At 62.9% G+C, this 23303-nt stretch carries 18 protein-coding genes and 5 tRNA genes; 17 read left to right on the top strand and 6 right to left on the bottom strand.

Annotated features, from left to right (window positions below; all coding sequences use genetic code 11):
- Positions 1–33: 33 nt before the first annotated feature.
- The 5 genes from astA to astE are packed head-to-tail and all read left to right on the top strand — an operon-like array spanning position 34 to position 5224.
- A complete protein-coding gene (gene astA, locus ACK2SD_RS08555; RefSeq protein ID WP_295482459.1) occupies positions 34–1065 on the top strand; it encodes an arginine N-succinyltransferase in 1032 nt (343 codons plus the stop codon).
- Entirely contained in the window at positions 1062–2525 is a 1464-nt protein-coding gene (astD, locus tag ACK2SD_RS08560; RefSeq protein ID WP_412461885.1) for a succinylglutamate-semialdehyde dehydrogenase, read from the top strand. The genes astA and astD overlap by 4 nt, the downstream gene beginning before the upstream one ends.
- Before the next feature lie 23 nt (positions 2526–2548).
- Complete coding sequence (gene astB / locus ACK2SD_RS08565) at positions 2549–3898, top strand: N-succinylarginine dihydrolase (protein ID WP_412461886.1); 1350 nt, start codon at positions 2549–2551, stop codon at positions 3896–3898.
- 16 nt (positions 3899–3914) lie between these two features.
- Positions 3915–4205, top strand: a complete 291-nt coding sequence (locus ACK2SD_RS08570) for a topoisomerase II (RefSeq protein WP_412461887.1) — start codon at positions 3915–3917, stop codon at positions 4203–4205.
- An 11-nt stretch (positions 4206–4216) separates the two neighbouring features.
- Complete coding sequence (gene astE, locus ACK2SD_RS08575) at positions 4217–5224, top strand: succinylglutamate desuccinylase (protein ID WP_342651013.1); 1008 nt, start codon at positions 4217–4219, stop codon at positions 5222–5224.
- A 4-nt stretch (positions 5225–5228) separates the two neighbouring features.
- Here the strand turns inward: astE and ACK2SD_RS08580 are convergent, their stop codons facing one another.
- Positions 5229–6419 (bottom strand): M91 family zinc metallopeptidase, encoded by a 1191-nt coding sequence (locus ACK2SD_RS08580; protein ID WP_412461888.1) that lies wholly within the window; start codon positions 6417–6419, stop codon positions 5229–5231.
- Between the two features lie 358 nt (positions 6420–6777).
- Here ACK2SD_RS08580 and alaS point away from each other — a divergent pair, with 358 nt between their 5' ends.
- From alaS to mgtE, 8 genes are all read left to right on the top strand, one after another.
- Positions 6778–9402 carry an alanine--tRNA ligase gene (alaS, locus tag ACK2SD_RS08585; protein WP_412461889.1) on the top strand — a complete coding sequence of 875 codons (2625 nt, stop codon included), beginning with the start codon at positions 6778–6780 and terminating at the stop codon, positions 9400–9402.
- An 87-nt stretch (positions 9403–9489) separates the two neighbouring features.
- Entirely contained in the window at positions 9490–10725 is a 1236-nt protein-coding gene (locus tag ACK2SD_RS08590) for an aspartate kinase (RefSeq protein WP_116888672.1), read from the top strand.
- A gap of 170 nt (positions 10726–10895) precedes the next feature.
- Entirely contained in the window at positions 10896–11084 is a 189-nt protein-coding gene (gene csrA / locus ACK2SD_RS08595; RefSeq protein WP_003254503.1) for a carbon storage regulator CsrA, read from the top strand.
- Between the two features lie 72 nt (positions 11085–11156).
- Positions 11157–11247, top strand: a tRNA-Ser gene (locus ACK2SD_RS08600).
- A 106-nt stretch (positions 11248–11353) separates the two neighbouring features.
- Positions 11354–11430: transfer RNA gene (locus ACK2SD_RS08605), tRNA-Arg, on the top strand.
- Positions 11431–11502: 72 nt separating this feature from the next.
- Positions 11503–11579 (top strand) — tRNA-Arg (locus ACK2SD_RS08610).
- An 88-nt stretch (positions 11580–11667) separates the two neighbouring features.
- Positions 11668–11744: transfer RNA gene (locus ACK2SD_RS08615), tRNA-Arg, on the top strand.
- Between the two features lie 343 nt (positions 11745–12087).
- Positions 12088–13530, top strand: coding sequence for a magnesium transporter (mgtE, locus tag ACK2SD_RS08620; protein WP_039579015.1), 1443 nt, complete (start codon positions 12088–12090; stop codon positions 13528–13530).
- A 63-nt stretch (positions 13531–13593) separates the two neighbouring features.
- On the opposite strand, the gene ACK2SD_RS08625 is transcribed toward mgtE, so the two are convergent.
- On the bottom strand, positions 13594–13920 hold the full coding sequence (locus ACK2SD_RS08625) for an Arc family DNA-binding protein (protein WP_029613963.1): 327 nt from the start codon (positions 13918–13920) through the stop codon (positions 13594–13596).
- Positions 13921–14542: 622 nt separating this feature from the next.
- Here ACK2SD_RS08625 and ACK2SD_RS08630 point away from each other — a divergent pair.
- Positions 14543–14614: transfer RNA gene (locus ACK2SD_RS08630), tRNA-Arg, on the top strand.
- Between the two features lie 77 nt (positions 14615–14691).
- Here the strand turns inward: ACK2SD_RS08630 and lpdA are convergent.
- Genes lpdA through ACK2SD_RS08650 form a run of 4 tightly spaced genes read right to left on the bottom strand, consistent with a single transcriptional unit; the run spans position 14692 to position 19644 of the window.
- The gene (gene lpdA, locus ACK2SD_RS08635) at positions 14692–16071 is read right to left on the bottom strand and encodes a dihydrolipoyl dehydrogenase (RefSeq protein ID WP_412461890.1); all 1380 of its coding nucleotides are present in this window, start codon (positions 16069–16071) and stop codon (positions 14692–14694) included.
- A 2-nt stretch (positions 16072–16073) separates the two neighbouring features.
- Positions 16074–17354, bottom strand: a complete 1281-nt coding sequence (locus ACK2SD_RS08640; RefSeq protein WP_412461891.1) for a dihydrolipoamide acetyltransferase family protein — start codon at positions 17352–17354, stop codon at positions 16074–16076.
- The gene (locus tag ACK2SD_RS08645; RefSeq protein ID WP_412461892.1) at positions 17355–18410 is read right to left on the bottom strand and encodes an alpha-ketoacid dehydrogenase subunit beta; all 1056 of its coding nucleotides are present in this window, start codon (positions 18408–18410) and stop codon (positions 17355–17357) included. It abuts the gene before it with no gap.
- A gap of 1 nt (position 18411) precedes the next feature.
- Positions 18412–19644, bottom strand: a complete 1233-nt coding sequence (locus ACK2SD_RS08650; RefSeq protein ID WP_039579006.1) for a 3-methyl-2-oxobutanoate dehydrogenase (2-methylpropanoyl-transferring) subunit alpha — start codon at positions 19642–19644, stop codon at positions 18412–18414.
- 197 nt (positions 19645–19841) lie between these two features.
- Here ACK2SD_RS08650 and bkdR point away from each other — a divergent pair, with 197 nt between their 5' ends.
- The 3 genes from bkdR (at position 19842) to ACK2SD_RS08665 (ending at position 23257) form a co-directional block, all read left to right on the top strand.
- Positions 19842–20327, top strand: a complete 486-nt coding sequence (bkdR, locus tag ACK2SD_RS08655) for a Bkd operon transcriptional regulator BkdR (protein ID WP_039579003.1) — start codon at positions 19842–19844, stop codon at positions 20325–20327.
- A 207-nt stretch (positions 20328–20534) separates the two neighbouring features.
- On the top strand, positions 20535–21776 hold the full coding sequence (locus ACK2SD_RS08660; RefSeq protein ID WP_412462289.1) for a glutamine synthetase family protein: 1242 nt from the start codon (positions 20535–20537) through the stop codon (positions 21774–21776).
- A 125-nt stretch (positions 21777–21901) separates the two neighbouring features.
- Positions 21902–23257, top strand: coding sequence for an MFS transporter (locus ACK2SD_RS08665; protein ID WP_412461893.1), 1356 nt, complete (start codon positions 21902–21904; stop codon positions 23255–23257).
- The last annotated feature ends 46 nt before the right edge of the window (positions 23258–23303 follow it).

The following is a 23303-nucleotide window of genomic DNA, read 5'->3' on the forward strand; positions in this document are numbered from 1 at the left end:
CGGCAGGCACAGGCCGCCGCACAAGGAGATAGCATGATCGTTCGTCCCGTACGCAGCAGCGATTTACCCGCGCTGATCGAACTGGCCCGCAGCACCGGCAACACCGGACTGACCACGTTTCCGGCCAACGAAGAGCGCCTGGCCAGGCGGGTTGGCTGGGCCGAGAAGAGCTTCAGTGGCGAAGCCGCGCGCGGCGACACCGACTACCTGTTCGTGCTCGAGAACGACGAGGGCCTGGTGGTCGGCATCAGTGCCATCGCTGGCGCCGTCGGTCTGCGTGAGCCCTGGTACAACTACCGGGTCGGCTTGACCGTCAGCGCCTCCCGCGAGCTGGACATCTATCGCGAAATTCCCACCCTGTTCCTGGCCAACGACCTGACCGGCAACGCCGAACTGTGTTCGTTGTTCCTGCGCAGCGACTACCGCAACGGGCGCAACGGCCACCTGCTGTCCAAATCGCGGATGTTGTTCATCGCCGAGTACCCGCAACTGTTCGGCAAGAAGATCATGGCCGAGATGCGCGGCATGGCGGATGCGCATGGCCGTTCGCCATTCTGGGAAAGCCTGGGTCGGCATTTCTTCAAGATGGAGTTCAGTCAGGCCGACTACCTCACCGGGGTGGGCAACCGGGCCTTCATCGCCGAGCTGATGCCCAAGTTCCCGCTGTACACCTGCTTCCTGTCCGAGGCAGCGCGCAGCGTCATCGGCCGCGTGCACCCGGACACCGAACCTGCGCTGGCGATGCTCGAGCGCGAAGGGTTCGCCTATCAGGGTTATGTAGACATCTTCGACGCGGGTCCGGCGATCGAATGCGAAACCCAGCGTATCCGCGCCGTGCGCGACAGCGAAACCTTGGTGCTGGCCGTCGGCACGCCGGGCGAGGACGCTACGCCCTACATCATCCATAACCGCAAGCGCGAAGACTGCCGCATCACCGCCGCGCCGGCACGCCTGGCGGCAGGCACCCTGGTGGTCGATGCACTGACCGCCAAACGGCTGCGCCTGGGGGTTGGCGACAGTGTCCGCGCCGTGCCGCTGAGTGCGCCCCGGGAGGTTCAGGTATGACCACGCATTTCATCGCTGGCCAGTGGCAGCCCGGTCACGGCCAGGCGCTGCAGTCGCTCGATCCGGTGAGCCAGGCGCTGCTCTGGGAAGGTCAGGGCGCCACCGCCGATCAGGTCGACGCGGCCGTTAAGGCGGCGCGCTCTGCATTCCCCGGCTGGGCGCAGCGTAGCCTGGAGGCTCGCCTCGCAGTATTGGAGGCTTTCGCCGAACAGCTCAAGACGCGCGCCGACGAATTGGCTCGCTGCATCGGTCAGGAGACCGGCAAGCCGCTGTGGGAGTCGGCAACCGAAGTCACCAGCATGATCAATAAAGTGGCGATCTCGGTGCAGAGTTATCGTGAGCGCACCGGCGAGAAAAGCGGCCCCCTGGCCGATGCCACCGCCGTGCTGCGGCACAAGCCCCACGGCGTGGTCGCGGTGTTCGGGCCGTACAACTTTCCTGGCCATCTGCCCAATGGGCATATCGTGCCGGCGTTGCTGGCCGGTAACTGCGTGGTGTTCAAACCCAGTGAGCTGACGCCCAAGGTCGCCGAATTGACCGTGCAGTGCTGGATCGCCGCGGGTCTGCCCAACGGCGTGCTCAATCTGGTACAAGGCGCGCGCGACACGGGTGTTGCGCTGGCGGCCCACCCCGGCCTCGACGGGCTGTTCTTCACGGGCTCGAGCCGTACCGGCACCGTGCTGCATCAGCAATTCGCCGGGCGTCCGGACAAGATCCTGGCGCTGGAGATGGGCGGCAACAACCCGCTGCTGGTGGATGAGGTCAAGGACCTGGAGGCGGCGGTCTACACCATCATTCAGTCGGCCTTCATCTCTGCCGGCCAGCGCTGCACCTGCGCACGACGCCTGTTGGTACCGCAGGGGACGTGGGGTGATCGGCTGCTGGCGCGACTGGTCGAGGTGTGCGGCCAGTTGCGGGTCGGCGCTTTCGATGCTCAGCCGGCGCCCTTCATGGGCTCGGTGATTTCCCTGGACGCGGCGCGCGCGCTGTTGGCGGCGCAGGCTGACCTGCTGGCCAAGGGCGGCACGGCGCTGCTCTCGATGACCCAACCGCAGGATGGCGCGGCCTTGCTGACCCCAGGCATCGTCGATGTGACCGCCGTGGCCGAGCGCCCTGACGAGGAGTTTTTCGGTCCGCTGCTGCAGGTGATTCGCTACGACGATTTCGAGTCGGCGATCAATGAGGCCAACAACACGCAGTTCGGCCTGGCGGCCGGCCTGTTGTCCGATTCGCAGGCCCGTTACCAGCACTTCTGGCTGCGCAGCCGCGCCGGCATCGTCAACTGGAACAAACAGCTGACCGGCGCGGCCAGCAGCGCCCCCTTCGGTGGCGTGGGCGCCAGCGGCAACCATCGCGCCAGCGCCTACTACGCCGCCGACTATTGTGCCTATCCCGTGGCATCGCTGGAGGCCGCCAGCCTTGCTCTGCCGGCGACCCTGACGCCGGGTGTGACGCTATGACAACAGGTCTCGGAGCCGAGCCGATGAAAGCCCATGAAGTGAATTTCGATGGCCTGGTGGGGCCGACCCACAACTATGGTGGCCTGTCCTACGGCAACGTGGCCTCGCAGAGCAACAGCCAACAGCACTCCAACCCGCGAGAGGCTGCACGCCAGGGCCTGGCCAAGATGAAGGCGCTGATGGACATGGGCTTCAAGCAGGGCGTGCTCGCCCCGCAGGAGCGCCCGGACGTGGCCGCCTTGCGCCGCTTGGGGTTCGCTGGCAGCGACGCCGAGGTCATCCAACGCGCTGCGCGCGAGGCGATGCCATTGCTGGTCGCCAGTTGTTCGGCGTCGAGCATGTGGGTGGCCAATGCCGCCACGGTCAGCCCGAGCGCCGACACCGCCGATGGGCGTGTGCACTTCACCGCAGCCAACCTCAACTGCAAGTATCACCGCAGCATCGAGCACCCGACCACCAGCCGCGTTTTGGCGGCGATGTTCGCCGACGCGCAGCACTTCGTCCATCACCCGGCGCTGCCTGCGGTGGCGCAGTTCGGTGATGAAGGCGCGGCCAACCACACGCGGTTTTGCCGCGACTACGGCGAGCCGGGAGTGGAATTCTTCGTCTATGGCCGCAGCGCGTTCGACAGCCGTTATCCGTCTCCGCAGAAGTACCCGGCACGCCAGACTCTGGAAGCGTCCCAGGCGGTGGCGCGGCTGCACGGCCTCAGCGCCGATGGCGTGGTCTACGCTCAACAGAATCCGACGGTGATCGACCAGGGCGTGTTCCACAACGACGTGATCGCGGTGGGTAATGGCCAAGTGCTGTTCCACCACCAGGACGCCTTTCTCGACAGCGATGCGGTGCTCGGCCAGTTGCAGACCAAGCTGGCGGCCAGGGGTGGGCAGTTCCAGGCCATCGCGGTGCCGCGCTCGGCGGTGACGGTGGAAGATGCTGTGCGCTCTTACCTGTTCAACAGCCAACTGCTGTCACGCGACGACGGCTCCATGGTGCTGGTGGTGCCCGAGGAGTGCCGCAACAACGAGCGGGTGTGGCAGTACCTGCAGCAGCTCACTGCGCAGCAGGGCGTGATCCGTGAGGTCAAGGTGTTCGACCTCAAGCAGAGCATGCGCAACGGCGGCGGCCCGGCATGCCTGCGTTTGCGTGTGGCGCTCAAAGAGCATGAGTTGGCGGCGGTCAACCCAGGCGTGATACTCACCGCGCCGCTGTATGAACGTCTGCTGCAGTGGGTGGATACGCATTATCGCGATCGCCTGGCCGACGCCGACCTGGCCGACCCGCAACTGCTCGATGAATGCCGTACGGCACTGGACGAGCTGACCCGGATCCTGAACCTGGGTAGTGTCTACCCGTTTCAATACCAACCTTGATAGAGAGAATCTTGTGATGTCCGATGCCCTGCGCCTGATCCTGGAAGATGAAGACGGCACCCAACTGGAAACCTCCTGCACACGCTTCGCGGTGATGTGGCAAGGCAAGGAGGTGTGGATCCAGCAGGATGGTCGCGGCCAGTTGCTGATCGGCGTCGACGTGGAGGAGGGCGATGCCGAATACGCCAACCTGCTGCTGCGCCCGATGGCCACCAACCTGGTCAGCCTGCAACTGGAGATGGAACCCGCCGAGGTCGACGAAGAAGACGATCACGTGCACGGCCCCGACTGCGGCCACCAACACTAAGGAAGCGCCCTATGCTCGCCCTCGGCAAACTGCTTGAGTTGACCCTCACCGATCATGAACCGGCCGAGAAGACCCAGGTGACGTCCCGGGGCGTGCGTCTGCGTTGGCTGGGCGAGGGGGCGCTGGAAGTGCGTCCGCCCGAAGGCGAGGACTGCGGGCTTGATCTGCTGCTTTCGGCAGGTATTCACGGCAACGAGACTGCGCCGATCGAGCTGCTCGAGCGGTTACTGCACGGCGTTGCCAGTGGCACCCTGATACCCCGTGCGCGGGTGTTGTTTTTGTTTGGCAATCCGGCTGCGATCCGCAAGGGCGAGCGCTTCGTGGAGCAGGACATCAATCGCCTGTTCAACGGTCGCCATGCCCTGTCCAGCGGTTTCGAGGCATTGCGTGCGGCCGAGCTGGAGCAGTTTGCCCGCGTCTTCTTCGCTACACCTGGCCGCCAGCGCCTGCATTACGATCTGCACACCGCCATTCGCGGCTCGAAGATCGAGCAGTTCGCCTTGTATCCGTTCAAGGAAGGTCGGCTGCATTCACGTGAGCAACTCGCGCGGTTGGCAGCGGCCGGTATCGAGGCGGTGCTGTTGCAGAGCAAGTCGTCGATCACCTTCAGCGCCTTTACCTACGAACAGCTCGACGCCGAAGCCTTCACCCTGGAGCTGGGCAAGGCGCGCCCGTTCGGGCAGAACGCGCCGGTCAACCTCGACCGGCTCGAGCAGCGCCTGATTCAGCTCATCGAACACGCCGAACCAGAGGCTGCGCAGAGCCTTGAGAACCTCAAGCTGTTCCGAGTCGCCCGCGAGGTCATCAAGCACAGTGATAACTTCCGCCTTCACCTGCCTGCGGACATCGAGAACTTTTCGCCGCTGCCGCAAGGCTACCTGCTGGCTGACGATATCGCCCAGACCCGCTGGGTGGTCGACGAGCAGGATGCGCGGATCATCTTTCCCAACCCCAAGGTGCGTAATGGGCTGCGTGCCGGCCTTCTGGTGGTGCCGGATGCCGGGCAGCAGTTGGGTTAGGCCGTTACGGGTAGCTCAATCGCGGTGGCAGCCCCAGTTCGAAGCGTAGGGCATTTTCATTGAAAGGCGGCGGATTGGTGTCGGTGTCCGGGGTAGTGGGATCGTCGTCGTAATCGAACATGGACCCTGGGTTGTCGAGTCCGACCGCCAACCGCTCGACGTTGTCCGTCACGCTTCCGGTGGCGTAGTTCCAGGCATGGCACAGCTCGTGGTACAGCATGACCAACGACGGTGTATCCAGACGCTGCGCCAACGGGTTGTAGTGGACCTCGCAGTAGCGTAGGCGGTCGCCGCGAACCCCATCGCGCATACGTGGATCGCCCAGGTTCAAATCGTAACTCGCGAAGGCATTGTCCAGCGCCTCGCAGGGCTTGATCGTTATGGTCATCTGTTGCGCTACCAGTCGATCGAGCAACACCGAGGCGCTCGGGCTGGCTCTGAGCATTGTCAGTTGACGCGTGACCTGGTCGACGTAGTGTGCATCACCCTTGATCTTGAAGGCGGCCACGTATTCAGGCGGCAGTTGGGCGTCCTGGAGTGGGTACAGCAAGGGCGCGCTGAAGCCACTCTCGGCGATGATGCGCGCAGGGTCGCCGTAAATCCGATCATCCTGTTTGCCGGTGCTCACTCGGTTGCTGCCGTGCAGCGCTTCGAGTGTGCCCTTGCCAGCCTCGACCTCAAGGCAGTCCTCGCCAGGGCCTGCGTAGAGCAGGCTGTATGCGGCGCCGCTACGCAGTACATCGTTGCCGGCGCCACCGTCGATCTCTACCTGCCTGAGCCCTTGCACAACGACGCGGTCATCACCGCCTCCGGCGTCCACCATCACTGAGCCGGCATCCAGTGCTTGCGCGTCCGGCGCAGGGCCGTGCACCTGTATGTCGTCGTTACCGTCGCCGCTCTCGATCACCGTGTGCCGGTCCAGGCTGGACTCGACGATCACCTGATCGTCGCCATCGCCAGTGCGTACCCGCACGGTATCGTGCGCTGCCAGCGTCAGGGTGCAGGTGACGTCGCGCCAGAGCAACGCAAGTCCTTCGGGGCAGTGGCGCACAATCAGGTTGCAGCCTTGGTCGAGCACCTCGATCAGCAACTGTCGGCTTTGGCGAGTGATCGTCAGCGGCCCGCTGCGATAGGGCAGGTTCTGCACGACTGAGACGCCGGAGGGATCTTCGATTCTAATTTCGTCCGGTGACATGGAGCGCTTCCTATAAGAACGATGGAAGTCGCATCTTGGCGCCTGATCCGCCTTGGCCAAGGCTATGTTCTTACCACCCGGCGCTGCTGAGAGGTGGATGAACAGGATTTAATCCATGTGCCGTTTTCTTTTGCGCGCAGATGCGCGGTAATTGGCTTGTCAGTGGCCAAAGCGACGATTTAGCATCCGCCGATGCCGTTTTTACCGCCGCGAGCCCGAAAATACTCAGGATTACCGGTTTGCATCGCATAAACACACTGCACCTTGCCTGCAGGACCGATATAATGCGGCCCTTTGCCGTCGTTTCGTCGATCCGACGCGTTAGCCAAAAACGGCCGCCGTTTCCGTGGAAGAACCTATGAAAAGCGCAGAAATCCGTGAAGCCTTCCTTCGCTTCTTCGAAGAGCAGGGCCACACCCGAGTTGCCTCCAGCTCGCTGATCCCGGGCAACGACCCGACCCTGCTGTTCACCAACGCCGGCATGAACCAGTTCAAGGACTGCTTCCTCGGTCAGGAAAAGCGCGCCTACACCCGCGCAGTGAGCAGCCAGAAATGCGTGCGTGCCGGCGGCAAGCACAACGACCTGGAAAACGTCGGCTATACCGCGCGGCACCATACCTTCTTCGAAATGCTGGGCAACTTCAGCTTCGGTGACTACTTCAAGCGCGACGCCATCACCTTCGCCTGGACCTTCCTCACGTCCGAGCAGTGGCTGAACCTGCCCAAGGACAAGCTCTGGGTCACCGTCTACGCGAGCGACGACGAAGCCTACGACATCTGGACCAAAGAGGTCGGCGTGCCGGCAGAGCGCATGGTGCGCATCGGTGACAACAAAGGCGCCCCTTACGCTTCCGACAACTTCTGGACCATGGGCGATACCGGCCCATGCGGCCCGTGCACCGAGATCTTCTTCGACCACGGGCCGGACATCTGGGGTGGCCCGCCCGGCTCGCCAGAAGAAGACGGTGACCGCTACATCGAGATCTGGAACAACGTCTTCATGCAGTTCAACCGTACGGCCGACGGCGTGCTGCATCCGCTGCCAGCGCCTTCGGTAGACACCGGTATGGGCCTGGAGCGCATCAGTGCGGTCATGCAACACGTGCACTCGAACTACGAGATCGACCTGTTCCAGAACCTGCTCGCCGCGGCCGCCAAGGCCATCGGTTGCAGCAACGACGAGCAGCCGTCGCTCAAGGTCGTGGCCGACCATATCCGCTCCTGCGGCTTCCTCATCGCCGACGGCGTGCTGCCCTCCAACGAGGGGCGTGGCTATGTGCTGCGTCGCATCATTCGCCGCGCCTGCCGTCACGGCAACAAGCTCGGCGCCAAGGGCAGCTTCTTCCACCTGATCGTCGCGGCCCTGGTCGCCGAGATGGGCGAGGCCTTCCCCGAGCTCAAGGGCCAGCAGGCGCATATCGAGCGCGTGCTCAAGACCGAAGAAGAGCAGTTCGCCAAAACGCTCGAGCAGGGTCTGCGCATCTTGGAGCAGGATCTGGCGCAGTTGCAGGGCAAGGTCGTGCCGGGCGATGTGGTGTTCAAGCTCTATGACACCTACGGTTTCCCCATGGACCTGACCGCCGACATCGCCCGCGAGCGCGAGTTGACCATCGACGAAGCCGGCTTCGAGCGCGAGATGGACGCCCAGCGCGAGCGCGCCCGCTCGGCCAGCGCCTTCGGCATGGACTACAACAGCCTGGTCAAGGTCGACACCGCCACCGAGTTCCTCGGTTACGAAGCGACCTACGGCGAAGGCAAGGTCATTGCGCTGTACAAGGACGGTCAGTCGGTCGATCAGTTGGGTGAAGGCGAGGAGGGTGTGGTGGTGCTCGACCGCACGCCGTTCTACGCCGAATCCGGTGGCCAGATCGGTGATGCCGGCTATCTGCAGTCCGGCGCCGTGCGCTTCGATGTGCGCGATACCACCAAGACCGGCGGGGCTTTCCTGCACCATGGCGTTGTCGCCAGCGGTGCGCTGCTGATCGGCGCGCCTGTCCAGGCCCATGTCGATGCCGACGTGCAGCACGCCACCTCGCTTAACCACTCTGCCACTCACTTGCTGCACGAAGCGTTGCGCCGGGTGCTGGGCGATCACGTGCAGCAAAAGGGCTCGCTGGTCGACAGTCAGCGCCTGCGGTTCGACTTCAGCCACTTCGAGGCGGTCAGGCCGGAACAGATCAAGGTGCTGGAAGACATCGTCAATGCCGAGATCCGTCGCAACACCGAAGTCACCACTGAACTGACCGATATCGACACCGCCAAGCGCAAGGGCGCCATGGCCTTGTTCGGTGAAAAGTACGGCGATACGGTGCGTGTGCTGACCATGGGCGGCGACTTCTCGGTGGAACTGTGCGGCGGTATCCACGCCAAGCGTACCGGCGACATCAGCCTGTTCAAGATCGTCAGCGAAGGTGGGGTGGCCTCCGGCGTGCGCCGTATCGAGGCGATCACCGGCGCAGCGGCGCTGGCCTGGCTGAACGCGGCCGAAGAGCAGGTCAAGGAAGCTGCGCAACTGGTCAAGGGCAACCGCGACAACCTGATCGACAAGCTGTCGGCTGTGCTGGAGCGCAACCGTCAGTTGGAGAAGCAACTCGAGCAGTTGCAGGCCAAGGCCGCCAGCGCCGCAGGGGACGATCTCTCCAATGCGGCCGTTGAGGTCAAGGGTGCCAAGGTGCTTGCCGCCCGTCTTGATGGGCAGGATGGCAAGGCGCTGCTGGCGCTCGTCGATCAGTTGAAGAACAAGCTCGGCCACGCAGTGATCCTGCTGGGCAGCGAGCATGAGGGCAAGGTCGTGCTGGTGGCCGGCGTGACCAAGGACCTCTCCAGCCAACTCAAGGCTGGCGACCTGATGAAACAGGCCGCTGCGGCGGTCGGCGGCAAGGGTGGTGGCCGTCCGGACATGGCTCAGGGTGGTGGCGTCGACGTCGCCGCGCTGGATCAGGCCCTGGCACTGGCCGTGCCGTTCGCCGAGCAGGGGCTTTGAGAGGAAGCGGCCGCGGGCATGACTGCCAGCGGCCGCTTCGGCAAGGATTGATTACTGGGTGCCCTTCGTGGGCTGAGGCACTTTGAAATGGCGTTGATCGTACAGAAATTTGGCGGCACCTCCGTCGGCTCAATCGAGCGGATCGAGCAGGTGGCCGACAAGGTCAAGAAACACCGCGAAGCCGGCGACGACCTGGTGGTTGTGCTGTCGGCCATGAGTGGGGAAACCAACCGTCTGATCGACCTGGCCAAGCAAGTCAGCGACCAATTGGTGCCCCGCGAACTGGACGTGATCGTTTCGACCGGCGAGCAGGTGACTATCGCATTGCTGGCCATGGCCTTGATCAAGCGCGGCGTGCCGGCGGTGTCCTATACCGGCAACCAGGTGCGCATCCTCACCGACAGTTCGCACAACAAAGCGCGCATCCTGCAGATCGACGATCAGAAGATTCGCGCCGACCTCAAGGAAGGCAAGGTGGTAGTTGTCGCCGGTTTCCAAGGTGTCGACGAGCAAGGCAACATCACGACCCTCGGTCGTGGCGGCTCCGATACCACTGGCGTTGCCCTGGCCGCGGCGTTGGGTGCGCAGGAGTGCCAGATCTACACCGACGTCGACGGTGTCTACACCACCGACCCGCGTGTGGTGCCGCAGGCGCGCCGCCTGGAGAAGATCACCTTCGAAGAGATGCTGGAAATGGCCAGCCTCGGCTCCAAGGTGTTGCAGATCCGCTCGGTGGAGTTCGCCGGCAAATACAACGTTCCGCTGCGCGTGCTGCACAGCTTCAAGGAGGGTCCGGGTACCCTCATTACCATCGATGAAGAGGAATCCATGGAACAGCCGATCATTTCCGGTATCGCCTTCAACCGTGATGAGGCCAAGCTGACCATTCGTGGTGTGCCGGATACCCCGGGTGTCGCCTTCAAGATCCTCGGCCCGATCAGCGCGGCGAACATCGAAGTCGACATGATCGTGCAGAACGTTTCCCACGATAACACCACCGACTTCACCTTCACCGTGCACCGTAACGAGTACGAGAAGGCGCTCAGCGTCCTGGAAAACACTGCGCGCGAGATCGGTGCCCGGGAAGTGATCGGCGACACCAAGATCGCCAAGGTGTCGATCGTCGGTGTGGGCATGCGCTCCCACGCCGGTGTGGCCAGTCGCATGTTCGAGGCGCTGGCCAAGGAAAGCATCAACATCCAGATGATCTCCACGTCCGAGATCAAGGTCTCGGTGGTGATCGAGGAGAAGTACCTGGAGTTGGCCGTGCGTGCGCTGCACACCGCGTTCGAGCTCGACGCGCCTGCCCGACAGAGCGAGTGACGCATTGCCCGCAGGGGCGCGGCCGATGCCGCGCCCTTCGTGTTTCTGGCTGGCGGGCGGGTTACTGTCCTTTTCCTGCCTGACAGCCGACAAGGGCGCCGGATCGTCCCGTCCGGCGCCCTGATTCCAACAGACTGTTGTCCCTGAATGAATTGCGTGAGGAGAAAGCTATGTTGATTCTGACTCGTCGGTGCGCCGAGAGCCTGATCATTGGAGACGGTGAGATCACCGTGACCGTCCTGGGTGTGAAAGGCAACCAGGTGCGTATCGGTGTGAGCGCCCCTAAAGAAGTGGCTGTTCACCGCGAGGAAATCTACCTGCGGATCAAGAAAGAGAAGGACGAAGAACCAAGCCTTTAATTTTTATCGGTTTTTTTTCAAAAAAAGGTTTGCAAACGGGGAAGGGTCTGGTTAATATACGCCCCGTGTTGCGGTGAGGTGGCCGAGTGGCCGAAGGCGCTCCCCTGCTAAGGGAGTATACCTCATAAGGGTATCGGGGGTTCGAATCCCCCCTTCACCGCCATTTTTCGTGTAGGGCGCTGTAGCAGGTCAAGTTGCTAAGTCGTTGAAATTAAACGAAATAGTACTTGGCAAAATGATTCAGCGAACTATAATGCGCGGCAAGACACGGACTCATAGCTCAGCTGGATAGAGTACTCGGCTACGAACCGAGCGGTCGGAGGTTCGAATCCTCCTGAGTCCGCCATACAATGAGGCGGCTTTCCTAGGAAAGCGCATCATTCAACCAGTGGTAATCTGGTCTAAAACTACCAACTGTGGACTCATAGCTCAGCTGGATAGAGTACTCGGCTACGAACCGAGCGGTCGGAGGTTCGAATCCTCCTGAGTCCGCCACTTTATGAAGTGGTTTTGCTTGCCGAAAGGCTGCTCAGTGAAGCCAAGTCAAAAACCAGTGGTAACCTGGTCTAAAATTACCAACCACGGACTCATAGCTCAGCTGGATAGAGTACTCGGCTACGAACCGAGCGGTCGGAGGTTCGAATCCTCCTGAGTCCGCCACACCCAAAAAGCCCGCTCACTGTAGCGGGCTTTTTCATGTCTGTCGTTCGGTGCTGCAGCCTGCAGGGCGTCTGTGCCCGCGATGTGATTTTTCACAGCGCGACGCCGTCGCACTGTAGGCTTCGAGCGTTGTCAGAGCTTTAACGCGCAAACGATTGGTACAACCAAAAATTTAAGCGATCACCTGGCTCGACCCGTGTATGATTGCGCCCGTCAGCCCCGCCGGGGCTTGTGGAATACCACCATGGACTTACCCAGTAGTTACTCCTTACTGATTCTTGCCAAGCCAGATCTGACCGATTGATTCTCCCGGCGTGCCCACTGCTGGGAGTGGAGTTCGCCTATGACCGAAGTCGAAGTAAAGAAAGTTCAAGAAAGCCTGCAGGATCGTCTGGCTCAGGTGATCGAGCTGCTGCAGCGCCAACGTCTGGTCGAAGACCTGACCCACCGCCAGGAAGGTCAGCACAACGACCTGGTGGAAAACCTCGTCCACCGGCAGAACCTGGTCGAGCTGCAACGCAAGCTCGATGATCTGCACCCCGCCGATATCGCCTACATCCTTGAAGCCTTGCCCCTGGAAGACCGTCTGACGGTCTGGCAGTTGGTGCGCTCGGATCGCGATGGCGACATTCTCCTGGAAGTCTCCGACGCTGTGCGCCAGACGCTGATCGCCGACATGGACGATCACGAGCTGCTCGCTGCCGCCAAGGAGATGGATGCTGACGAACTGGCTGACCTTGCGCCAGAGCTGCCTCGCGACGTTGTTCATGAGCTGATGGAGAGCCTCGATGCCCAGCAGCGCGAGCGCGTGCGCTCGGCGTTGAGCTACGACGAGGAGCAGGTCGGTGCGCTGATGGACTTCGAGATGGTCACCATCCGCGAAGACGTCAGCCTTGAAGTGGTGCTGCGTTACCTGCGCCGGCTCAAAGAGCTGCCTGGCCACACCGACAAACTGTTCGTGGTCGATCAGGGCGGCATCCTCAAAGGCGTGTTGCCCATCAAGCGCTTGCTGGTCAATGACCCGGACAAGAAGGTGGCGGAGGTCATGGCGACCGATCCGGTCAGCTTCACACCCGAAGAAGATGCTTATGATGCGGCGCAGGCCTTCGAGCGTTATGACTTGGTATCCGCTCCGGTGGTGGACAAAGGCGGGCGTCTCATTGGTCGTCTGACCATCGATGAAATGGTCGACCTGATTCGTGAGGAAAGTGAGAGCGAAGTGCTCAACATGGCCGGTCTGCGCGAGGAGGAAGATATCTTCGCTTCGGTTTGGCGTTCGTTGCGCAACCGTTGGGCATGGCTTGCGATCAACCTGATCACTGCTTTCGTCGCTTCGCGGGTGATCGGTCTGTTCGAAGGTTCGATCGAGAAGCTAGTGGCCCTGGCTGCGTTGATGCCTATCGTCGCCGGCATCGGTGGCAACTCGGGCAACCAGACCATCACCATGATCGTGCGTGCCATGGCGCTGGATCAGGTATCGCCTGGTAACACGCGCCGCTTGATGCGCAAGGAGCTGGCGGTGTCGCTGCTCAATGGCCTGATCTGGGGTGGGGTGATCGGTGCGGTGGCGTTCCTGCTCTACGGCAGTTGGTCGTTGGGTGTGGTGATGACCGCAGCCATGACCCTCAACCTGTTGCTGGCGGCCTTCATGGGCGTCCTGATTCCCATGACCCTGACGCGTTTGGGGCGAGACCCTGCGATGGGCTCGAGCGTGATGATCACGGCGGTGACCGACAGCGGCGGCTTCTTCATCTTCCTGGGTCTGGCGACGCTGTTCCTGCTCTGAGGCTTTGCAGCCACCACGAAAAAAGCCAGCTTGCGCTGGCTTTTTTCGTGGGCGTTGGAAACCTCAGGAGGCGTCTGCGGCCATTTCCACATCGTGGGCGATGAGGGCGACCAGGGCATTCTGCTGGCGGTGGGTAAGCTGGCGGAAGCGTTGCAGCAGCTCGCGCTCGTGCAGCGACAACTCAGGGCTGTCCAGACGCATGCTCAGTTCATCGCCCAGGGCGCCTTCCTGGATAAGGCTTTGCTCCAGGCGGGCGATGATCTCGGAGTTCATGCTGCGGTGATGGTTGCGCGCTACCTCGGCAATGCGCTCACGCATCCCGTCAGGCAGGCGGACGACAAACTTGTCAGCGGTGCGGCTGGAGTAGATAGCCTGTTTCATTGGGCGCATATTAATTGACCGGTTAGTTCGGGTTCAGGGAAGCGGTTCTCAAATTGGCCGCACGGTTGTGGCTACGACCGTGGCGAGAGCAAAATGTTCAACCGTTGTGATTTTGGATGCTCATCTTGCCTCAAGGTCGCCGTTTCTTTGGCGTCAATTCTGTGACAAATAGTGATCCGAATAAAGGCTTTTTGCCAGCACCAATTATCAGAAATGCGTACTGGTTTGAAAAGTTTTACACGCGATCAGTTTGCACTTAAGTCCGCATCCGGCTCAAAAGAGCGGGTAAAACCGGCAAAAGCCTAGGGAAATGACTAAAGGCCCTAAGGATCTTGCGCTGCCAGCAGACTGCCTCGACGACCTGTCACAAGCACTCCCCATCAGGCCTTCAATGCCCGACGTTGACGTTTGGACCGCGGTCACGGGAAAAATTCCCTGTCGATGCCACTAATATGCAATTAATCCCGTAGGCGTGCTGGGGAGGGGAACGGAGGAAGAGGACGACACGCCAGGCGCTATCTTGGTCATGACAAATAGCGATGGGATGGTTAACATGCGGGCCTTGTGCGTCGCACTCGAGCCTGGTTAGCTTCTCCAAGCTACTGAATCTGCGTAGAATGCTCGCCGCGATGTCCCCTTAGTTCAACGGATAGAACAAGCCCCTCCTAAGGGTTAGATGCTGGTTCGATTCCAGCAGGGGACACATCTCTTTCTCTGGCCAGTGCGCGCCAGACCGCCAGGGCCGCCAATGCTGCAACCCCGGCCCGCCTGTCTATGTCATCAAATATGCAACGCGTGTCCCAGCGCCCGTAGTGCAGCTTCCTGTACCGCCTCGCCGAGCGTTGGATGAGCATGGATGGTGCCGGCTACATCCTCCAGGCGCGCGCCCATCTCCAGCGATTGGGCAAAGGCTGTAGACAATTCCGACACCGCCGCCCCGACCGCCTGCCAGCCCACGATCAGATGATTGTCGCGGCGCGCCACTACCCGCACGAAGCCGCGCTTGGCCTCCAGGCTCATGGCTCGGCCATTGGCGGCGAAGGGGAACTGCGCGACGATGCAGTCCAAGCCTAGCGCCTGGGCTTGTTCCGGCGTCTTGCCGGCCACCACCACTTCCGGATCGGTGAAGCACACCGCAGCAATGGCGGCGGGTTCGAATCGCCGCGCCTTGCCGGCGACCAGCTCGGCCACCATTTCGCCCTGGGCCATGGCTCGGTGTGCGAGCATCGGCTCGCCTGCCACATCGCCGATGGCCCAGACGTTACGCATGCTGGTCTGGCAGCGTTCGTCGATGGCGATAGCCGCCCCGTTCATGGTCAAGGCCAGGCCTTCAAGGCCAAAGCCGTGAGTGCGCGGCCGACGCCCAACGGCCACCAGCACCTGGTCGGCCTCCAGGCGCAGCCGTTCGTCAGCCTTGGAGCGTGCCCGCAGACTGCCATCCTCATACCCCTCGACGCTGTATCCCAAGTGCAGAGCAATGCCGAGCGCCTTCAGCGATTCAGACACCGGTGCCGTGAGCTCGGCATCGTAGCTCGGCAGAATACGCTCGCGCGCCTCCACCACGCTGACTCGCGCGCCGAGCTTGCGATAGGCAATGCCCAGTTCCAGGCCAATGTAGCCACCCCCGACGACCACCAGGTGTTCTGGCAGACGCTCAGGTGCCAGGGCCTCGGTGGAGGAAATCACCGGCCCGCCGAGGGGGAGCATCGGCAGTTCGACGCTGCTGGAGCCGGTTGCCAGCAGCAGGTGCTCGCACTGGATACGCTGGCCTTCGACCTCCACGTGCTTGCCGTCGAGGATCTTCGCCCAGCCATGGATGACCTGCACACCATGCTTTTTCAGCAGGGCGGCGACGCCGCTGGTGAGGCGGTCGACGATACCGTCCTTCCATTGCACGCTACGACTGATATCCAGCTGTGGCCCCGTCACGCGGATACCCAGCGGCGAGTCGCCGCTCAGCCGGGTGGCCTGGTGGAACTGCTCAGCGACATGAATCAAGGCCTTGGACGGAATGCAGCCAACGTTCAGGCAGGTGCCGCCCAGTGCCTGGCCCTCGACCAGCACGGTCGGAATGCCCAGTTGTCCGGCGCGGATGGCCGCCACGTAGCCGCCGGGCCCGCCGCCGATGATCAGCAGGGTCGTCTCGATGATCGGTTGCATACTCACTCCACGAACAGGCAGGCGGGTTGTTCCAGCAGGCCGCGCACGGCCTGGATGAACAGCGCGGCATCCATGCCGTCGACCACACGGTGATCGAACGAGCTGGACAGGTTCATCATCTTGCGCACGACGATCTGCCCGCCGACGACCACCGGCCGCTCGACGATGCGGTTGACCCCGACGATCGCCACTTCCGGGGTATTGACCACCGGCGTGCTGACGATGCCGCCCAGGGCGCCCAGGCTGGTCAGGGTGATGGTCGAACCGGACAGCTCTTCGCGACTGGCCTTGTTGCCGCGTGCGGCCTGCGCCACGCGGGCGATCTCACTGGCGTTGTCCCACAGGCTGCCTGCCTCGGCGTGGCGCAACACCGGCACCATCAAACCGCTGTCGCTTTGGGTGGCAATACCGACGTGAACAGCGCCGTGGCGGGTGATGAGCTGGGCTTCGTCGTCATAAGTGGCGTTGATCTGTGGGAAGTCACGCAGGGCGACCACCAACGCGCGCACCAGCAATGGCAGCAGGGTGAGTTTGCCGCGACGCTCGCCGTACTGCGCGTTGAGCTGCTGGCGCAAGGCTTCGAGCTGGGTCACGTCGACTTCTTCGACGTAACTGAAATGTGCCACTCGGCGTTTGGCGTCCTGCATGCGCTGGGCGATCTTGCGCCGCAGACCGATCACCGGCACCTGTTGGCTGTCGGTGCGTTTGCCGCAGGCGGGCGACCGCTGACCCGCAGCGCCCTGTGGTGCGCTGATGAAGGCATCCAGGTCTTCGTGGAGAATCCGCCCGGCCGGCCCGCTGCCGTGCACGTAGCGCAACTCGATGCCGGCATCCAGCGCGCGCTTGCGCACGGCGGGGGAGGCCAGCGGTTTTTCCTGGGCTTCGCGTGGGACGATGGGCGAGGCGAACGGACCGGCTTCAGGCGTGGAAGTGCGCTCGATGGGCGGCTGTGGCGCTGCCTGGACTTCGACCTGTGCCGGCGCGACGGCGGCCGCGGACTGTTGCACCTGGCTCGGCGCGGCATCGACATGATTGCCGCTGCCTTCGACCTCGATCCGGATCAGTTCGCTGCCAACGGCCATGACCTCTCCGGGTTGCCCGCCCAAGGCCAGCACCTTGCCGCTGACCGGCGAGGGAATCTCCACCGTGGCCTTGTCGGTCATGACATCGGCCACTACCTGATCCTCGGCGATCAGGTCGCCGACCTTGACGAACCACTCCACCAGCTCGACCTGGGCGATGCCTTCGCCGATGTCCGGCATCTTGATGACGTGCGTGCCCATTCAGACCTCCATGACCCGTTTCAATGCCGCACCGACCCGCGCAGGCCCTGGGAAGTAGGCCCATTCCTGTGCGTGAGGGTAGGGTGTGTCCCAGCCGGTGACGCGTTCGATCGGTGCTTCGAGGTGATGGAAGCAGTGCTCCTGCACCAGCGACACCAGTTCGGCGCCAAAGCCGCAGGTGCGCGTGGCCTCGTGCACCACCACGCAGCGTCCGGTCTTTTTCACTGAGGCCACGATTGTGTCCAGGTCCAGCGGCCACAGGCTGCGCAAGTCGATCACCTCGGCATCGACGCCGCTCTCTTCGGCGGCCACCTGGGCCACGTAGACCGTGGTGCCATAGGTGATCACTGTGACATCGTTGCCGGGGCGAGTGATGGCGGCCTTGTCCAGCGGCACGCGGTAGTAACCGTCGGGCACTGCGCTGTGCGGGTGCTTGGACCAAGGCGTCACCGGGCGATCGTGGTGGCCGTCGAAGGGGCCGTTGTACAGGCGCTTGGGCTCGAGGAAGATCACCGGGTCGTCGCATTCGATGGAGGCGATCAGCAGGCCCTTGGCATCGTAGGGGTTGGACGGCATCACCGTGCGCAGGCCGCAGACCTGGGTGAACATCGCTTCCGGGCTTTGGCTATGGGTCTGGCCGCCGTAGATACCGCCGCCGCAGGGCATGCGCAGGGTCAGTGGGGAGATGAATTCGCCCGCCGAGCGATAGCGCAGGCGCGCCATCTCTGAGACGATCTGGTCGGAGGCAGGATAGAAGTAGTCGGCGAACTGGATTTCCACCAGCGGGCGCAAGCCATAGGCGCCCATGCCTACCGCCGTGCCGACGATGCCGCTCTCGGAGATCGGCGCGTCGAACACCCGCGACTTGCCGTACTTGGCCTGCAGGCCCTCGGTGCAGCGGAACACGCCGCCGAAGTAACCGACGTCCTGGCCATAGACGACCACGTCCTCGTCGCGTTCGAGCATGACATCCATGGCCGAGCGCAGGGCCTGGATCATGGTCAGGGTGCTGGTGGTCATGGCGTTTTCCGGGTTGATGCTGGTGTGATCGTTCATCTCAAACCCCCAGGTCCTGGCGTTGACGACGCAGGTGATCGGGCATGTCCTTGTACACGTCCTCGAACATCGAGGCGGCGCTGGGAATGTGGCCATTGGCAAGGGTGCCGAACTGCTCGGCCTCTTTCTGTGCCTTGACCACTTCGGCTTCCAGTTCGGCGCTGACGGCTTGGTGCTCGTCATCGGACCAGTGCCCCGCCTTGATCAGGTGCTGCTTGAGGCGGGCGATCGGGTCGCCCAGCGGGAAGTGGCTCCAGTCGTCGGCAGGACGGTACTTGGAGGGATCGTCGGAGGTGGAATGGGGGCCGGCGCGGTAGGTGACCCACTCGATCAGGGTCGGGCCCAGGCCCCGGCGAGCACGTTCGGCGGCCCAGCGCGAAGCGGCGTAGACGGCGATGAAATCGTTGCCGTCGACCCGCAGCGAGGCGATGCCGCAGCCCACGCCGCGGCCGGCGAAGGTGGTCGATTCGCCGCCGGCGATGGCCTGGAAGGTGGAGATCGCCCACTGATTGTTGACCACGTTGAGGATCACCGGCGCGCGGTAGACGTGGGCGAAGGTGAGGGCGGTGTGAAAATCGGATTCAGCCGTGGCGCCGTCGCCGATCCAGGCCGAAGCGATCTTGGTATCGCCCTTGATCGCCGAGGCCATGGCCCAGCCAACAGCCTGCACGAACTGCGTGGCCAGGTTGCCGCTGATGGTGAAGAACCCGGCCTCGCGCACCGAGTACATGATCGGCAATTGGCGGCCTTTGAGCGGATCGCGCTCGTTGGACAGCAACTGGCAGATCATGTCCACCAGCGACACGTCGCGGGCCATCAGGATGCTTTGCTGGCGGTAGGTGGGGAAGCACATGTCGCTGCGGTTCAGCGCCAGGGCCTGACCGCTGCCGATGGCTTCCTCGCCCAGGCTCTGCATGTAGAAGGACATCTTCTTCTGACGCTGGGCGACCACCATGCGGCTATCGAAGATGCGCGTCTTGAGCATGGTGCGCAGGCCCTGGCGCAGCACCTGCGGGTCGATGCCTTCGGCCCAGGGACCGACGGCGTCGCCCTGTTCGTCGAGCACGCGCACCAGGCTGCCGGACAAATCGGCGGTCTCGGCGGGTTCGACGTCAATGGGCGGTTTGCGAACTTGACCGGCGTCATTCAGGCGCAGGTAGGAAAAATCGGTCTGGCAGCCTGGCCGGCCTGTAGGCTCGGGCACATGCAGACGCAGGGGGGCGTACTCGTTCATGCTGTTTACGCTCGCTCGAATATTGTTTTTGTGAGCTTTGCAACGATCGCCGCTGAGTGCCGGCTCGTGACTGGCAGGTCAGCGTTCCCTACATCTTAGAGGCTGGCTCGGAGAATATTTCTCTCAAGTTGATTGCCTTTGCCGCAGGGCGCAGATAAACATTCCGCACAACCACAAGAATCAGGTGAATTTGTCTCATGCGAAAACTCGATCGCACGGATATCGGCATTCTCAACAGCCTCCAGGAGAATGCACGGATCACCAACGCTGAACTGGCGCGCTCGGTGAACCTGTCGCCCACCCCTTGCTTCAACCGCGTCAAGGCCATGGAGGAGCAGGGTGTGATCCGTCAGCAGGTGACGTTGCTGTCGCCAGAGGTGCTGGGACTGGACGTCAATGTGTTCATCCATGTGAGCCTGGAGAAACAGGTGGAGCAATCGCTGCACCGTTTCGAGGAGGAAATCGCCGAGCGCCCGGAGGTGATGGAGTGCTACCTGATGACCGGCGATCCGGATTATCTGTTGCGTGTGCTGCTGCCCAGTATCCAGGCGCTGGAGCGCTTTCTCGACTACCTGACGCGCTTGCCGGGGGTGGCCAACATCCGTTCCAGCTTCGCCCTCAAACAGGTGCGTTACAAGACCGCCTTGCCGCTGCCGGCCAACGGCATGACCCTGCGGGAATAGGGCATAGCCGTCACCCTGTGCGGGGTGCTTGATATTTTAAACACCCCCGGCCTATGTTGTGCCTGTCGCCGCTCGCGGCCAGCCAAAACAACAAGGATCTCTGTGATGACGACCCAAGGCCTGCGCTCTGCTGCCGAGCGCCTGACCGGCATCGACGAAATCGAATGCGTCACGCCCGACCTGAACGGCGTACCTCGAGGCAAGGTGATGACCGCCGAGGGTTTCCTCGAAGGGCGACGCTTGCAGATGGCGCGTGGCGTATTGCTGCAGTGCATCATGGGCGGCTACCCCCCGGCGAAGTTCTACGGCAGTGACGACGGTGATCTGGCACTGGTCGCTGACCCAAAACAGACCCACGTGCTGCCCTGGAGTGACCGCCCACGGGCGCTGGCGATTTGTGATGCGGTGGAGCTTGATGGCACACCCTCGCCGTTGTCCACGCGCGGCCAGCTCAAGGCGGTCATCGCACGCTATGCCGCCCTCGGCCTGGCGCCGGTGGTGGCCACCGAGCTGGAGTTCTTCGTCTTCGCCGCCAATCCGGATCCGCACCAGCCGTTCGTGCCGCCCCTGGGCCTGGATGGGCGTCGCGAACTGGGCCACTCGGCCTTCAGCGTCAGCTCCAACAATGGCCTGCGGCCGTTCTTCGACGAGGTGTACCGTTGCATGGCGGCGCTGGGGCTGCCGCGCGATACTTTCATGCACGAGATGGGTGTCAGCCAGTTCGAGATCAATCTGCTGCACGGTGATGCCTTGTTGTTGGCCGACCAGACCTTCCTGTTCAAGCACCTGCTCAAGGAAGTAGCGCTCAGGCACGGGCTGACCGTGGTGTGCATGGCCAAGCCGCTGGCGCGCACGCCGGGCAACTCGATGCACATCCACCAGAGCCTGGTCGAAATCGCCACAGGTCGAAATGTCTTCAGTGACGAGCAGGGGCGGGCGACCGAGCGCTTCGATCACTTCATCGGCGGACTGCAGGCTTGCATGGCCGACTTCACCGCGCTGTTCGCACCCAACGTCAATTCCTACCAGCGGCTGTGTCACCCGTACGCCTCACCGAACAACGCCTGCTGGTCGCAGGACAACCGCGCCGCCGGCCTGCGCATCCCAGCCAGCGCGCCCGTGGCCCGGCGCGTGGAAAACCGCCTGCCGGGGGCCGACTGCAACCCCTACCTGGCGCTCGCTGCCAGCTTGGCGGCTGGCCTTCACGGCCTGGAGCGCAGGCTGCAACCTGCACCGGCCGTGCAAGGTGAGTTCACCGTGCCTGAGCACCTGAGCCTGCCGTGCACCTTGCATGCCGCTCTCGAACGCCTGCGTCGCAGCGCACTGGCGCGGGAACTGTTCGGCGAGGTGTTCATCGAAGGATACGTCGCTACCAAGCTGCTGGAACTGAGCGATTTTCTCGACGAGATCACCCCCTGGGAGCGGCGGGTGCTGGCCGCGCAGGCCTGATCGAGACACGCCGTTCTGCGCCTGCGTCGCCGCTGGTTTTTTTTCCGGCCAGCGGCCCATGAACGGTTCACAGACCTTATGCTGTCCAGCAGCACCATACCTGCCCAAGGAGCCCGCGGGGTCGCATGCGCCAGATCTGGAAGTCCTTTCGTTCGTTGTATTTCGCTGCGTTGATGATGCTGATCGGTTCCGGTCTGCTCAGTACCTACCTGGCCCTGCGCCTGGCCGCCGATCAGGTCGACAGCCTGTGGGTGGGTGCGCTGATGGCCGCCAACTATTTCGGCCTGGCATTGGGCGGCAAGGTCGGCCATCGGCTGATCGGCCGGGTCGGGCATATCCGGGCCTATGCCACCTGCGCCGGTATCGTCGGCGCGGCGGTGCTGGGACACGGCATGACCAACTACGTACCGGCCTGGATCGGCCTGCGGGTGATCGTTGGCCTGGGCATGATGTGCCAGTACATGGTCATCGAGAGCTGGCTCAACGAGCAGGCCGATGCCAAGCAGCGGGGTGCGGTGTTCAGCGGCTACATGATCGCTTCCTACCTGGGCCTGGTGCTGGGTCAGTTGATCCTGGTGGTACACCCGGCACTGGGTCCTGAGCTGCTGATGCTGGTGGCCATGTGCTTTGCCCTGTGCCTGGTGCCGGTGGCCATGACCCGTCGAATTCACCCTGCACCGTTGCGGCCTGCACCCATGGAGCCGAAGTTCTTCATCAAGCGGGTGCCGCAGTCGTTGAGCACGGTACTGGGCGCAGGATTGATCGTCGGTGCGTTCTACGGTCTGGCCCCGCTGTATGCAGCGCGCCAGGGGCTCAGTACCGAGCAGGTCGGTCTGTTCATGGGCTGCTGCATCTTCGCCGGTCTCGTGGTGCAGTGGCCGCTGGGCTGGTTGTCGGACCGCTATGACCGTGCGCTGCTGATTCGCAGCATCTCCATAGGACTGGCCGTGGCGTCGCTGCCGCTGGCGATTCTGCCCAGCGTGCCCTTGGAGGTGTTGTTCGCGATGGGCTTCATCGTGTCGCTGCTGCAGTTCTGCCTGTACCCGCTGGCCGTGGCGTTTTCCAACGACCACGTGGAAAGCGAGCGGCGGGTGTCGTTGACGGCGATGTTGCTGGTGACCTACGGCGTCGGCGCGAGCATTGGGCCGCTGGTGGCGGGCGTGCTGATGAAGGTACTTGGCGCGCAGATGCTGTACGCCTTCTTCGTGTTCTTCGCCTTGGTACTGGTCTGGCGCATACGGCCCAAAGCGGTTACCGGTCTGCACCAGGTGCAGGATGCGCCGCTGGGTCACGTGGCGATGCCGGCGGCGGGCTCGCCTTTGTCGGCGGCGCTCGACCCGCGGGTGGATGAGCAGACGGTTCAGGATGTGATGCAGACGCCGGTGGCGGCCGAAGACACCGAGGCCACCGAAGGCGAGATCGAGCATCCGGCTTCGGTCGATCCCGCTGTTTCCCAGGCGCCCCTGGACAAGTCAGGTTGAAGCGCATGGAACGCAAAAGGGCCGCTTGAGCGGCCCTGGCAATCCC

Origin of the sequence: Pseudomonas sp. SC11 (assembly GCF_047039205.1) — a bacterium.
GTDB lineage: Bacteria > Pseudomonadota > Gammaproteobacteria > Pseudomonadales > Pseudomonadaceae > Aquipseudomonas > Aquipseudomonas boreofloridensis.